The following is a 13,983-nucleotide window of genomic DNA, read 5'->3' as shown; positions in this document are numbered from 1 at the left end:
GCGCCGCCGTGACCCCGCCCCCGCTGCATGATCCGATGCCCACCGTGCTGGTGGTCGACGACGAGGTGCGTTCGCAGGACGCGCTGCGCCGCACGCTGGACGAGGACTTCACCGTGTTCACCGCCAGCAGCGCCGAGGAGGCGCGCGGCCTGCTGCAGCGCCAGCCCGTCAGCGTGATCCTGTGCGACCAGCGCATGCCCGGCATGACCGGGGTGAACTTTCTCAAGGAAGTGCGCGAGCAGTGGCCCGACATCGTGCGCATCGTCATCTCGGGATACACCGACAGCGAGGACATCATTGCCGGCATCAACGAGGCCGGCATTTACCAGTACATCCTCAAGCCCTGGTCGCCCGACCACCTGCTCGAATCGGTGCGCAACGCGGTGGAGGCCCAGGTGCTGCAGCAGCAGACCGCGCGTCTCGACCTGGAGCTGCGCACCAGCACCCGCGTGCTGCGCCAGCGCACCGCCACGCAGATGGCGCAGGCCAAGAGCCACTTCGGCTTCGACCGCATCGTGCGCGCGCCGGGCAGCCCGCTGGACCACATCTGCCGCATGGCCGAACGCGCCGCGCGCTACGACATCCCGGTGCTGGTGCTGGGCGAATCGGGCACCGGCAAGGAACTGCTGGCGCGCGCCATCCACTACGCGAGCCCGCGCCTGACCGGGCCCTTCGTGGTGGAGAACTGCGCGGCCATTCCGGACACCCTGCTCGAATCCGAGCTGTTCGGTCACAAACGCGGCGCCTTCACCGGCGCCTTTGAAGACCACGCCGGCCTGTTCCAGCGCGCCGACGGTGGCACCGTGTTCCTCGACGAGATCGGCGAGACCTCGCCGGCCTTCCAGGTCAAGCTGCTGCGCGTGCTGCAGGAGGGTGAGGTGCGGCCGGTGGGCGCGCCAAGGCCGGTGCCGGTGGACGTGCGCATCATTGCCGCCACCCACCGCAACCTGGAGCAGCGCGTGCGCGAAGGCCTGTTCCGCGAAGACCTGTACTACCGGCTCTCGGCCGTCGCGCTCACCGTGCCGCCGTTGCGCGAGCGCGTGGCCGACATCCCGCCGATCGCGCGCCAGATCGTGCGGGACGTGGCGGGCGAGCTCGGCCACCCCGGCGCCGAGCTCACCGACGAAACCCTGGCCTGCCTGCTGGCCTACCCCTGGCCCGGCAACATCCGCGAGCTGCGCAACGAGATCGGGCGCGCGCTGGCGCTGCACGACGGCAGCGCGCTGCCGCCCGCGGCGTTTTCGCCGCGCGTGCTGCAGGGCCGCGCGGCCGGTGGTGGCGGCGACCTCACGGCCGCACTGCCCGCCAGCGGCTCGCTCACCGAGCGGCTGGACGTGATCGAGGCCATGGTGCTGCGCGAGACCCTGCTGCGCCACCGCTGGAACAAGACCAAGGCGGCCGCGGAACTGGGTTTGTCCCGCGTGGGGCTGCGCGCCAAGATGCAACGCTTCGGTCTCGACAAGCCATGACCGCTTTCGACCAGCCCCGCGCTTTCCACGCCGCCGACGCGGTGCTGGCGCGCTGGCAGCACGACCCGCACGCGCTGGTGCAGGTGCTGCGCGAAACGCAGGCGCAGACCCACTGGTTGCCGCGCGATCTGCTGGCCCACATCGGTCGCGCGCTGGGTCTGACCCTCGCCCATGTCGAAGGCGTGGCCAGCTTCTACCGCTTTTTTCACCTGCGTCCGGTCGGCCGGGTGCACGTGCTGTTCTCCGACAACATCACCGACCGCATGGCCGGCAGCGAGGCGCTGATGGCGCAGCTGTGCGAGCGCCTGGGCATTGCCCCGGGCGGGGTCGATGCGCTGAGCCGCTTCAGCGTCGACCGCTGCTCCTGCACCGGCCTGTGCGACCAGGGCCCGGCGCTGCTGGTCAACCACCACGAGGTGGTGACGCGGCTGGACGCCGCACGCGTGGACCAGCTCGCCGACCGGTTGCTCGCCGGGGTGCCGCCCGAGGACTGGACGGCCGAATGGTTCGAGGTGCAGGACCACGTCCGCCGGGCCGACGTGCTGCTGCAGGGTCTGCCCGGTGATGCTCCGTCGCTGTCCACTGTGCTGGCCCGCGAACCCGCTGATCTGCTGAATGAAGTCGAACGGTCGGGCCTGCGCGGCCGCGGCGGCGCGGGCTTCCCGACCGCGCGCAAATGGCGCGCCTGCGCCGAGGCCGATGCGCCTGGCGGCCAGCGTTGCGTGGTCTGCAATGCCGACGAGGGCGAGCCCGGCACCTTCAAGGACCGGGTGCTGCTCCACCGCCACGCCGACGAACTGTTCGACGGCATGACGTTGGCCGCTCGCGCCATCGGCGCGCAGACCGGACTGGTCTACCTGCGTGGCGAATACCGCTTTCTGCTGAACCACCTCGAATCGGTGCTGCAACGCCGCCGCGCGAACGGCCTGCTCGGGCGCAATGCCGGTGGCGTGGACGGTTTTCACTTCGACATCGCCATCCACCTCGGCGCCGGCGCCTACGTCTGCGGCGAGGAGTCGGCGCTGATCGAGTCGCTGGAGGGGAAACGTGGCACACCGCGCATCCGTCCGCCGTTCCCGGTGCAGCGCGGGTACATCGGCCGGCCGACGGTCGTCAACAACGTCGAGACCCTGGTCGCCGTGGCCCACATCGCGCGCCGCGGCGGCGCCTGGTGGGCCGGCCTGGGCACGCCCGGGTCCACCGGCACCAAGATCCATTCGGTCTCGGGCGACTGCGAGCGCCCCGGCCTCTACGAGTACCCGCTGGGCACGCCGCTGGCGCAGATCCTGGCCGACTGTGGCGCGCGCCACCCGCAGGCGGTGCAGGTGGGCGGGCCGTCGGGCAGTTGCGTGCCGGCCAGCGGTTTCCATCGCGCCATCGCCTTCGAAGACCTGCCGAGCGCCGGCGCCCTGATGGTGTTCGACGCCACCCGCGACCTGTTCGAGGTCGCGCGGCATTTCGCTCGCTTTTTCGCCCACGAAAGCTGCGGCCTGTGCACGCCGTGCCGTGTGGGCACCGAGCTGGTGGTGCGCCGGCTGGACAAACTGGCCCATGAGCGCGGGGCCGGACGCGGCTCGGCCTTCGACATCGCGCGTCTGCACGAACTGGACGAACTGCTGCACAGCGGCACCCACTGCGGCCTGGGCGTCTCGGCCTGCAACCCGCTGCGCGACACCCTGGCGCACTTCGGCGAGGTCTATGCCCAGCGCAGCACGGCGGCGCAGTTCCAGCCCGACATCGACCTCGACGCCGAGCTCTCGTTGGCACGCCGCGCGACCGGGCGGACCGATCCGGGCGCGCACCTGTCGACCGAACACCGGGGAGGATGAACACCATGTCTTCCGACACCTTCGACTTCGACGGTCAGCCCGTCCCGCTGCAAGCCGGCGACACCATCCTGCAGGCCGCCCAGCGCGCCGGCCACGAGGTGCCGCACCTGTGCTGGCACGAAGGCGTCTCGGCCAGCGCGTCTTGCCGGTTGTGCACCGTGGTGGCCGATGGCCGGCCGGTGGCGGCCTGCGCCACGCCCGCTGTGGCGGGCCAGCGCGTGGAGTGCCACACCGACGCATTGAAAGCGCGGCGCCTGCACCTGCTGCAGATGCTGTTCGTCGAAGGCAACCATTTCTGCCCCGGCTGCGAAAAGAGCGGCCACTGCCAGCTGCAGCACCAGGCCGAACGCGCCGGTATGACCGACCTGCACTACGAGCCGCTGCATCCCGAACGCCCGGTGGACGCGAGCCACCCCGACGTCTGGTTCGAGCCCAACCGCTGCATCCTCTGCCAGCTCTGCGTGCGCGCCAGCGACGAGCTCGACGGCAAGCGCGTGTTCGCCATCGGCGGCCACGGCATCGGCGCCAGGCTGCTGATCGACAGCGAGAGTGGCCGGCTCGGCGACAGCGCCCTGTCGGTCGAGGACCGCGCGGCCCACCTCTGCCCGGTGGGGGCGCTGCTGCCCAAGCGCGTCGGCTTTGCCCAGCCCTACGGCCAGCGCACTTTCGACGATGCGGAGACGCGCGGATGAAGGCAGAAACCACTTCCCGCAAGTGGCGCGTCGCCACGGTCTCGCTGGCCGGCTGCTTCGGCTGCCACATGTCCTTCCTCGACATCGACGAGCGCCTGTTCGATCTGATCGAGCACATCACGTTCGACCGCTCGCCCCTGACCGACATCAAGACCGTCGGCCCCTGCGACATTGGCCTGATCGAAGGGGGCCTGTGCAACGCCGAGAATGTCGAGGTGCTGCGCGCCTTCCGCGACCAGTGCCGCGTGCTGGTGGCCGTGGGCGCCTGCGCCATCACCGGTGGGCTGCCGGCGCTGCGCAACCACCTGGACGTGGGTGAGATGATGAAAGCCGTCTACGGCGAGGTGCCCAACGACCCCGAGCTGCCGCTGCCGCTCAACCGCGTGCGGCCCATCCACGAGGTCGTGCCCATCGACCACGCACTGCCCGGTTGCCCGCCGCCGGCCGACGCCTTTTGGCAGCTGCTGCAGGACCTGATGGCCGGGCGCGAACCGCAACTCCACAAAGGTCTCATTCGCTATGACTGAGTCCACGCGCTCACTCGAAACCGCGGCCGACCCGCAGGGCCTGCGCCGCATCGTGATCGACCCGGTCTCGCGCGTGGAGGGCCACGGCAAGGTCACGCTGCTGCTGGACGACGACGGGCGCCTGCAGCAGGTGCGCCTGCACATCGTCGAGTTCCGCGGCTTCGAGCAGTTCATCGTCGGCCGGCCCTACTGGGAGGTGCCGGTGATGGTGCAGCGCCTGTGCGGCATCTGCCCGGTCTCGCACCACCTGGCCGCTTCCAAGGCGCTGGACCGCGTGGTCGGCGGCTGGCCGGTGCCCGAAGCGGCCGACCGCATCCGCCGGCTGATGCACTACGGCCAGATCGTGCAGAGCCATGCGCTGCACTTCTTCCACCTGTCTTCGCCCGACCTGCTGTTCGGCTTCGACGCCGACGTCGCGCAGCGCAACATCGTGGGCGTGGCGGTGGCGCACCCCGAGGCCGCGCGCCAGGGCGTGATGCTGCGCAAGTTCGGCCAGGAGGTGATCCGCATCACCTCGGGCAAGCGGGTGCACGGCACCGGCTCGGTGCCCGGCGGCATGAACCGTGCGGTGGCGCGCGAGGACCGCGACACGCTGCGCGCGCAGCTGCCCGAGGTGCTGGCCTGGGCCGAGGCGGCGGTGGATCTGGCCCAGCGCCTGCACACCGGTCTGCCGCCCGCCTACGAACACTTCGGCGAAACGCCCGCGGCCATGATGTCGCTCATCGGCCCCGGCGGCGCGATGGAGCTGTACGACGGCGCGCTGCGCCTGCGCGAGGCCGACGGCCGCATCGCGGTGGACGGCTTCGAGGACCAGCGCTACCGCGAGCTGATCGGCGAGGCGGTCAAGCCCTGGACCTACATGAAGTTCCCCTACCGCCGCGCGCTCGGGCCCGAGACCGGCTGGTACCGCGTCGGCCCGCTGGCGCGGCTGCAGAACTGCGACCACATCCCGACCCCGCGCGCCGAAGCGCGGCGCCAGGCCTTCGTGGCCGCGCACGGCGAGCGGCCGGTGCACGCGGTGCTGGCCACGCACTGGGCGCGCATGATCGAACTGCTGCACGGCATGGAGGTGATCGCGCAGCTGCTGGACGACCCGGTCATCTTCGGCGGCCCGCTGCAGGCCACGGGCGAGCGCCAGCGCAGCGGCGTCGGCATCATCGAGGCGCCGCGCGGCACGCTGATCCACGAGTACGAGGTGGGCGACGACGATCTGGTCAAGAGCTGCAACCTGATCGTCTCGACCACGCACAACAACCAGGCCATGAACGAGGCGGTGCGCTCGGTCGCGCTGCAGCACCTCGACGGCCAGACCATCACCGAGCCGCTGCTCAACCACCTGGAAGTCGCCATCCGCGCCTACGACCCCTGCCTGTCCTGTGCGACGCACGCGTTGGGCCAGATGCCGCTGTCGGTGACGCTGCGTGACGCGCAAGGCGCGGTGCTGGACCACGTGCTGCGCTCGTCCACCGGCGAGACGCAACGCGGTGCCACGCCGCATCCCATGGAGCGCGCGCAATGAGCACGAGGGTGGCACCGCTGCTGGTGCTGGTCTGGGGCAACCCCAGCCGGGGCGACGACGCGCTGGGGCCGCTGCTCGCCGAGCGCTTGATCGATCACGCGCAGATCGCAGGGCTGTCGAACCGCGTCGAGGTGCTGACCGACTTCCAGCTGCAGGTCGAACATGCGCTGGACCTGGTGGGCCGCGAGCGTGTGCTGTTCGTCGATGCGGCGCTGGACCTGGCCGAGCCGTTCACCGTGCGCCCGCTGCAGGCCGCGCGCGGCGCTGGCATCGGCAGCCACGCGCTGGCGCCTGAGGCGGTGCTGCAGGTGTTTCAGGATCTGCATCACCAACCGCCGCCACCCGCGACCCTGCTGGCCATCCGCGCATCGGCCTTTGAACTGGGCGCGCCGCCAGGCGTCCAAGCGCTGAGCGATCTGGACCAGGCTGTCGCCTGGGCCTGCCGCTGGTTGCAACGCGAACGCTTCGCCGAGGAGATCCCCGCATGAACGTCCTGTGGCTGCAATCCGGTGGCTGCGGCGGCTGCAGCATGTCGCTGCTCTGCGCCGACACCACCGACTTTCAGGGCCATCTGCGCGACGCGGGCATCCATATGCTCTGGCATCCCTCGCTCTCGCTCGCCAGTGGCGAAGACGTGCTGGCACTGCTGCAGTCGATCCTCGACGGCGCCACCCGGCTGGACGCGCTGTGTGTCGAAGGCTCGCTGCTGCGCGGCCCGAATGGCACCGGACGCTTCCACATGCTCGCCGGCACCGGCCTGCCCATGATCCACTGGGTGCGCGAACTCGCTTCCAAGGCGCGGCATGTGCTGGCCATCGGCAGTTGCGCCGCCTGGGGCGGCGTCACGGCCGGTGGCGACAACCCCACCGACGCCTGCGGCCTGCAGTACGAGGACGACCGTCCCGGCGGACTGCTGGGCGCCGACTTTCGCTCGGGCAGCGGTCTGCCGGTGGTCAACGTGGCCGGCTGTCCCACGCACCCGAACTGGGTGATCGACACGCTGATGGCGCTGGCCGCCGACGCCTTCGGCGCCGACGACCTCGACCCGCTGGCCCGTCCCCGCTTCTACGCCGACCAGCTGGTGCACCACGGCTGCACGCGCAACGAGTACTACGAGTTCAAGGCCAGCGCCGAGAAGCCGTCCGACCTGGGCTGCATGATGGAGCACATGGGCTGCAAGGGCACGCAGGTGCACGCCGACTGCAACATCCGCCCCTGGAACGGCGAAGGCAGCTGCACGCGAGGCGGCTACGCCTGCATCGCCTGCACCGAGCCCGGTTTCCAGGAACCCGGCCACCCCTTCCACCAGACGCCCAAGATCGCCGGCATCCCGGTCGGCCTCCCCACCGACATGCCCAAGGCCTGGTTCGTCGCGCTGGCCTCGCTGTCCAAGAGCGCGACGCCCAAAAGGGTGAAGCACAACGCGACTGCAGACCACCTGGTGGAGAAGCCCGCCATCCGCAGGACTCGGCTCAAATGACATCACGCCTGCTCGTCGGACCGTTCAACCGCGTCGAGGGTGATCTCGAAGTCGCGCTGACCATCGAGGGCGACCGCGTGCGCGAGGCCCAGGTCAACGCCACCATGTACCGCGGCTTCGAGCAGATCCTGCAGGGCAAGGCGCCGCACGACGCGCTGGTTTATGTGCCGCGCATCTGCGGCATCTGTTCGGTCTCGCAGTCGGTCGCGGCGGCGCGCGCGCTGGCCGACCTGGGCGGCATCACCATGCCGCCCAACGGCCAGCACGCGACCAACCTGATCCTGGCGACCGAGAACCTGGCCGACCACCTGACGCACTTCTACCTCTTCTTCATGCCCGACTTCGTGCGCCCGGTCTACGCCGACCGGCCCTGGCATGCCGAAGCCGTGCGCCGCTTCGCGCCCGACGCTGGCGAGCAGGTGCGCGCGGCCACGGCGGCGCGCCAGCGCTGGTTCACGCTGCTCGGCACGCTGGGCGGCAAGTGGCCGCACACGCAGTCGGTCGAGCCGGGCGGCTCGACGCGCCCCATCGACGCGGCCGAGCGCGTGCGCCTGCTGGCCAGGCTGCGCGAGTTCCGCGCCTTCCTGGAGCGGCAGCTGATCGGCGACGCACTCGAAACCTTCACCGCGCTGGACAGCGAGGACGCGCTCTGGGCCTGGCACGCGCAGGCGCCGCTGGGCAGCGACCTGCGCTTCTTCCTCACCCTGGTGCAGGACCTGTCGCTGCAGACGCTGGGTCCGGGGCCGGGGCGCTACCTGAGCTACGGCGCCTACGCCCAGCCAGGCGGCGGCCATGCGCTGGCGCAGGGCCTGTGGCGCGGAGACGTGCGGCGCCTCGACGCGGTCGACGCGCACGCCATCACCGAAGACGCGACCCACGCCTGGCTGGCGCAGGCGCGCGAGCCGCTGCATCCGCTCTACGGCCTGACCCGGCCCGAACCCGACAAGGCCGGCGCCTACACCTGGAACAAGGCGCCGCGCCTGGGCGGAGAGGTGGTCGAGACGGGGGCCATCGCGCGCCAGCTCGCCAGCGGCCACCCGCTGCTGCGCGATGCGGTAGCGCACCACGGCGGCACGGTGTTCACGCGCGTGCTGGGCCGCGTGCTCGAACTCGCGCGCGTGCTGCCCATGATGGAAGACTGGCTGATGGCGATCCGCCCGACCGAGGCCTTCTGTGTGCCGACCGACCTGCCCGACGAGGGCCACGGCGTGGGCCTGTCCGAGGCTGCGCGCGGCGCGCTGGGCCACTGGCTGGTGGTGCGCGGCGGGCGCATCGCCAACTACCAGATCGTCGCGCCCACGAGCTGGAACTTCTCGCCCCGCGACGCGCAAGGCACGCCCGGCGCGCTGGAGCAGGCGCTGGTGGACGCGCCGGTGCGCGACGGTGAGAAGACGCCGGTGGCCGTGCAGCACATCGTGCGCTCCTTCGACCCCTGCATGGTTTGTACCGTCCACTGACATGAGCAAGGACCGCGCCCCCAGCCCGCTGCCCACCGTGCCCATGGAGGGCGTGGACGAGTCCACCTGGCTCGACGTGATCCAGAAGATGGACGAGGTCTACACCCGGCTGATCGACGACGAGGTCGAGCTGGAGAAGAAGAACAGGGAGCTGGAGCAGTCGCAGCAGTTCATCTTCAGCGTGCTCGGCGCCATGTCGGACGTGCTCATCGTCTGCGACGAGCGCGGCCTGATCGAACAGACCAACGAGGCCCTGTGCGAACTGGTGGGACGGCGCGAGGACCAGCTGCGCGGCAGCAGCCTGTCGGACCTGCTGGCCGACCCGGCCAGCGTGGCGGCGGCCCGCGAGGCCATGCAGCGCAGCGACGCGCCGCGCGGCGGGCAGGGCATCGAACTCAACCTGCTGGACCGCCAGGGCCAGCCGGTGCCGGTGGACGCCAACTGCACGCCGCGCATCGGCGCCAACGGCAAGCGCCTGGGCACCGTGTGGGTGGGGCGGCCGACGGCCGAGCTCAAGCGTGCCTACCACGAGATGCGTGCCGCGCACGAGGCTTTGAAACGCACCCAGCAGCAGCTGCTGCATTCCGAGAAGATGGCCTCGCTGGGCCAGCTGGTGGCCGGTGTGGCGCACGAGTTGAACAACCCGATCAGCTTCGTGCTGGGCAACGTGCACGCACTCAGCAAGTACAGCGAACGCCTGCGCAGCTACATTGCGGCCTTCCACGCCCACCAGCCCGAGGCCCTGCTGCAGCAGCAGCGCGAGAAGCTGCGCATCGACCACCTGCTGGCCGACCTGCCTTCGCTGATCGATGGCACGCTCGAGGGCGCGCAGCGCACCGCCGACATCGTGCACGGCCTCAAGCGCTTCTCGGCCATGGACCCCGAGGAGCGCAAGCCGGTGAACCTGGTCGAGGTGATCGAGCGCGCCATCCACTGGGTGCAGAAGGGGCGGCCCGCACCGGTGCAGGTGCTCTGGACACCGCTGCAGGCCTGCACGGTGCTGGGCAGCGCGGGCCAGCTGCAGCAGGTGATGATGAACCTGCTGCAGAACGCCTTCGATGCGCTGTCCGCGGTGCCCGAACCCATGGTCTGGGTGGAGATGGGCTGCACCGGCGAGCCGGACCAGCCCACGGTGCGCGTGACGGTGCGCGACAACGGCCCCGGCATTCCGCCCGAACACCTGCTGCGCATCTTCGACCCCTTCTTCACCACCAAGCCGGTGGGCAAGGGCACCGGCCTGGGCCTGTCGATCAGCTACGGCATCGTCGAACAGCACGGCGGCCACCTGTCTGCCCGCAACGCCGAGGGTGGCGGGGCGGAGTTCATCCTCGAACTGCCGCGCGCCTGAACCGCATCAGGCCCCGAAAGCGAACAGCCGGCGCGGCGTGTCCCAGAGGATGGCGCGGCGCGCGGCCGGGTCGGGCACGTGCTGCGCCAGCAGGGCCAGCAGCGGGCCGTAGTCGATGCGGGCCGGTGCGCGCAGGAAGGGCCAGTCCGACGCCCACACCAGCGCTTGCGGCGTGTAGGCCTGCAGCAGCGCGCGCGCATAGGGCATCGCGTCGGCGTGCGGGAAGGGCTGTTGCGACACCTTGGCCCAGCCCGAGAGCTTCACCACGGCGCGGCCGGTGTTGGCGAATCCCAGCAGGGTGTCGAAGCCGGCCTGGCCCACACCCTCCGCCGGCCTTGGCCGACCCCCGTGGTCGAACAGCAGGTGCGCGCCGCTGTCCCGCAGCAGGCCCTGCAGACCGCACAGCTGGTCGCCTTCCACCTGCACCTGGGCCCACAGGTCCAGCTCGCGCAGGCGCTCCAGCAGCGGTCCGGTGCCCTGGTAGTGGTCCACGCCCAGCAGGGCCACGTTGAAGGCGACGCCGACCACGCCCGCGGCCTGCAGGTCCTGCAACTCGGCGCGGCTGGCGTCGTTGCGCACCACGGCCACGCCTTTGTAGCGCGCCGGATGGCGGGCGATGGTGTCGAGCAGGCAGCGGTTGTCCAGCCCGTAGCCCGAGTTGGGGCCGACCAGCAGCGCGTGGCGCACGCCATGGGCGTCGAGCACATGGCCGAGCTGGTCCGGTGTGCCGGTTTCGGCGGGCGAGGGGGTGTACCAGGTGTCGGCGGCGTAGGGAAAGCGCAGCGGGTCGAACACGTGGACGTGGCAATCGATCAGGGCGTCGTCGGTCATGCGGGGATTGTCGGTCCGGTGGCCCGGCGACAATCGGTGCATGGAATTGCTGCTCGTCTCGCTCGCCTCCCTGTTCGCCGGTTTTGTCGATTCGATCGTCGGTGGCGGTGGCCTGATCCTCACGCCCACCCTGTTCGCGATCTTCCCCACCACCCACCCGGCGACGCTGTTCGGCGTCAACAAGAGCGCGTCGATCTGGGGCACGGCCGCCGCGGCGGCGCAGTACGCGCAGCGCGTGCAGATGCCCTGGCATGCGCTGCTGCCGGCGGTGGCCGTGTGTTTTGCCGGTGCGATGGCTGGGGCCTGGACGGTGACGGTGATCTCGCCCGAGTTCCTGCGCAAGGCGCTGCCGCTGATCCTGCTGCTGGTGCTGGGCTACACCCTGATGCGCAAGGACCTGGGGCGGCACCACACGCCGCGTTTCACGGCCCGCGGCGAAATGCTGGCGGCCTGCACGCTGGGCCTGCTGATCGGCTTCTACGACGGCTTCTTCGGCCCCGGCACCGGCAGCTTCTTCGTCTTCCTGTTCGTGCGCTGGCTGGGCTACGACTTCCTGCACGCCAGCGCCAGCGCCAAGCTGCTCAACACCGCCTCCAACCTCGCGGCGCTGATCCTGTTTTCGCTCAAGGGCCACATCTGGTGGCACTACGTGCTGCCGCTGGCCGCGGCCAACGTGATCGGCAGCCTGCTGGGCACACGGCTGGCGCTCAAGCACGGCAGCGGCTTCGTGCGCGCAGCCTTCATCGTCGTGGTGAGTGCGCTGATCCTCAAGACCAGCTACGACGCCTGGTTGCGCTGACCTCTCAGGGGCTGGTCCAGGGCACCTCGCTGGCCTTCAGCGGTGTGCCGATGGGCGCCGCGGCTTCGCCCTTCTGCACCGCGGCCAGGTCCTGCGGGTTCGGGTACTGGTCCATCAGCAGGTAGTCGAACACGCGCCGCGCAATCGGCGCCGCCGCGGCCGCGCCGAAGCCGGCGTTCTCGACCACCACGGCCAGCGCCACCGTGGGGTTCTCCAGGGGCGCAAAGGCCAGGTAGAGCGAGTGGTCGCGCTGGTGTTCTTCGAGCTTGCGGGCGTCGTAGCGGTCCTTCTGGCCGATGGTCACCGCCTGGGCGGTGCCGGTCTTGCCGCCGCTGAGGTAGCCGGCGCCGGCGAACACGCGCGTCGAGGTGCCTTCGATGGTGACGCCATGCATCGCGCGCAGCACGGTGTCGATGTTCTCGCGCTTGAACCCCAGGTTCACCTCGGCGAGCGTGGGCAGGGGCGTGCGCTCGCGCGTCACCACGTTCTCGGTGGCCAGCGTCAGGTGGGGCGTGCGCTTGATGCCACCGCCGGCCAGCGTGGCCATGGCGTGGGCCAGCTGCAGCATGGTGAAGTTGTTGTAGCCCTGGCCAATGCCCAGCGAGATGGTCTCGCCCGCGTACCACTTCTGCTGCTCGGGCCGCTTGTAGGTGTTGCGCTTCCATGCCTGGTTGGGCAGCACGCCGCGCACCTCGCCCTTGAGATCGATGCCGGTGATCTGGCCGAAACCCAGGGGCGCCATGAAGTCGTGCATGGCCTCCACGCCCATCTCGTTGGCCAGCGAGTAGTAGTAGACGTTGCTCGACTTGACGATGCTGCGGTGCATGTCGACCGCGCCCAGGCCGCCGTCGCCGTGGCTGCGGAAGCGGTGGTTGCCGAACATCCAGTAGCCCGGGTCGTTGATGATGGTGCTCGCGCTGCGGGTGCCGGTCTCCAGCGCACCCAGCGCCATGAAGGGCTTGTAGGTGGAACCGGGCGGGTAGGTGCCGCGCAGCGCGCGGTTGAGCAGGGGCTTGTCGATCGATTCGTTGAGGATTTTCCAGTTCTCGGAATCGATGCCTTCGACGAACAGGTTGGGGTCGAAGGTGGGTTTGGAGACAAAGGCCAGCACCTCGCCGTTGCGCGGGTCGATGGCCACCAGCGCGCCCCGGCGCTCGCCGAACATGTCCTCCACCAGCTTCTGCAGCTTGATGTCGATCGCCAGCACCACGGTGTTGCCCGGGGTGGCCGGCGTATTGGCCAGCGAGCGCACCGCGCGGCCGCCGGCCGAAGTCTCGACGCGGTCGAATCCCGTGAGGCCATGCAGCTCGCGCTCGTAGTGCTGTTCGGTGCCCAGCTTGCCGATGTAGTCGGTGCCGCGGTAGTTGGCCTGGTCCTCTTCAGGCCACTCTTCGATACTTTCCTTTTCCCGCTGGTTGATGCGGCCGATGTAGCCGACCACATGGCTGGCCACTTCTCCATGGGGGTAGTGGCGGATCAGGCGGGCGCGCACGTCCACACCGGGGAAGCGGTAGCGCTGGGCGGTGAAGCGCGCGACCTCGTCGTCGGTCAGGCGCGTGCGGATCGGCAGCGAATCGAAGCGCCGCGACTCTTCCAGCAGCTTGCGGAAGCGCCGCTTGTCGCGCGGCTGGATGTCGACCAGCTCGCCCAGCGCCTCGATGGTGCCGTCCAGGTCCTCGACCTTGGAGGGAGTGATTTCCAGCGTGTAGGCCGAGAAGTTGGTGGCCAGCACGCGGCCGTGCCGGTCCAGGATCTGCCCCCGGTTGGGCACGACCGGCAGGACCGCGGTGCGGTTGCTTTCGGCCTGGGCGTCGAAGTCGTCGTGGCGCAGCACCTGCAGGTAGACCATGCGCGCGGCCAGCAGGCCGAAGGCGAACAGCACTGCCAGCCCCGCCACCACCACCCGGGTGCGGAACTGCGCCAGGTCGGCTTCGACGTTTCTGAGTTCGGTCATGTGGCCCCCACGCTCCGCTCGTGCGAAGTGACTTCCCACCAGGATGCGGTGGAACCGGCTTTGCCGGGCCACACGCAT

General features: G+C 70.3%; 12 protein-coding genes. 10 read left to right on the top strand and 2 right to left on the bottom strand.

Features of this window, described 5'->3' with window-relative positions:
* Positions 1-35: 35 nt before the first annotated feature.
* Genes RCO38_RS16645 through RCO38_RS16605 form a run of 9 tightly spaced genes read left to right on the top strand, consistent with a single transcriptional unit; the run spans position 36 to position 10,321 of the window.
* Positions 36-1,469 carry a sigma-54-dependent transcriptional regulator gene (locus tag RCO38_RS16645; RefSeq protein ID WP_308329839.1) on the top strand — a complete coding sequence of 478 codons (1,434 nt, stop codon included), beginning with the start codon at positions 36-38 and terminating at the stop codon, positions 1,467-1,469.
* Complete coding sequence (locus tag RCO38_RS16640) at positions 1,466-3,298, top strand: NAD(P)H-dependent oxidoreductase subunit E (RefSeq protein WP_308329467.1); 1,833 nt, start codon at positions 1,466-1,468, stop codon at positions 3,296-3,298. Before RCO38_RS16645 ends, RCO38_RS16640 begins: the two co-directional genes overlap by 4 nt.
* 5 nt (positions 3,299-3,303) lie before the next feature.
* Entirely contained in the window at positions 3,304-3,990 is a 687-nt protein-coding gene (locus tag RCO38_RS16635) for a 2Fe-2S iron-sulfur cluster-binding protein (protein WP_308329466.1), read from the top strand.
* Positions 3,987-4,517, top strand: coding sequence for an NADP oxidoreductase (locus RCO38_RS16630; protein ID WP_308329465.1), 531 nt, complete (start codon positions 3,987-3,989; stop codon positions 4,515-4,517). The genes RCO38_RS16635 and RCO38_RS16630 overlap by 4 nt, the downstream gene beginning before the upstream one ends.
* The gene (locus RCO38_RS16625; RefSeq protein WP_308329464.1) at positions 4,510-6,036 is read left to right on the top strand and encodes a Ni/Fe hydrogenase subunit alpha; all 1,527 of its coding nucleotides are present in this window, start codon (positions 4,510-4,512) and stop codon (positions 6,034-6,036) included. The genes RCO38_RS16630 and RCO38_RS16625 overlap by 8 nt, the downstream gene beginning before the upstream one ends.
* Positions 6,033-6,524, top strand: coding sequence for a hydrogenase maturation protease (locus RCO38_RS16620; RefSeq protein ID WP_308329463.1), 492 nt, complete (start codon positions 6,033-6,035; stop codon positions 6,522-6,524). Before RCO38_RS16625 ends, RCO38_RS16620 begins: the two co-directional genes overlap by 4 nt.
* On the top strand, positions 6,521-7,516 hold the full coding sequence (locus RCO38_RS16615; RefSeq protein ID WP_308329462.1) for a HupU protein: 996 nt from the start codon (positions 6,521-6,523) through the stop codon (positions 7,514-7,516). The genes RCO38_RS16620 and RCO38_RS16615 overlap by 4 nt, the downstream gene beginning before the upstream one ends.
* Entirely contained in the window at positions 7,513-8,973 is a 1,461-nt protein-coding gene (locus RCO38_RS16610; protein WP_308329461.1) for a nickel-dependent hydrogenase large subunit, read from the top strand. The genes RCO38_RS16615 and RCO38_RS16610 overlap by 4 nt, the downstream gene beginning before the upstream one ends.
* 1 nt (position 8,974) lies before the next feature.
* Entirely contained in the window at positions 8,975-10,321 is a 1,347-nt protein-coding gene (locus RCO38_RS16605; RefSeq protein ID WP_308329460.1) for an ATP-binding protein, read from the top strand.
* A gap of 6 nt (positions 10,322-10,327) precedes the next feature.
* Here RCO38_RS16605 and RCO38_RS16600 read toward each other — a convergent pair whose 3' ends face one another.
* Complete coding sequence (locus tag RCO38_RS16600; RefSeq protein WP_308329459.1) at positions 10,328-11,152, bottom strand: amidohydrolase family protein; 825 nt, start codon at positions 11,150-11,152, stop codon at positions 10,328-10,330.
* 40 nt (positions 11,153-11,192) lie between these two features.
* On the opposite strand from RCO38_RS16600, the gene RCO38_RS16595 reads away from it, so the two are divergent.
* The gene (locus tag RCO38_RS16595) at positions 11,193-11,951 is read left to right on the top strand and encodes a sulfite exporter TauE/SafE family protein (protein WP_308329458.1); all 759 of its coding nucleotides are present in this window, start codon (positions 11,193-11,195) and stop codon (positions 11,949-11,951) included.
* A gap of 4 nt (positions 11,952-11,955) precedes the next feature.
* On the opposite strand, the gene mrdA is transcribed toward RCO38_RS16595, so the two are convergent.
* The gene (gene mrdA, locus RCO38_RS16590) at positions 11,956-13,905 is read right to left on the bottom strand and encodes a penicillin-binding protein 2 (RefSeq protein WP_308329457.1); all 1,950 of its coding nucleotides are present in this window, start codon (positions 13,903-13,905) and stop codon (positions 11,956-11,958) included.
* Positions 13,906-13,983 lie beyond the last annotated feature (78 nt).

It is taken from the genome of Hydrogenophaga pseudoflava (genome assembly GCF_031020795.1).
In the GTDB taxonomy this organism is placed as follows: domain Bacteria; phylum Pseudomonadota; class Gammaproteobacteria; order Burkholderiales; family Burkholderiaceae_C; genus Hydrogenophaga; species Hydrogenophaga pseudoflava_A.
The sequence above is the reverse complement of the archived record's forward strand: the minus strand, read 5'-3'. Positions and strand labels throughout refer to the sequence as shown.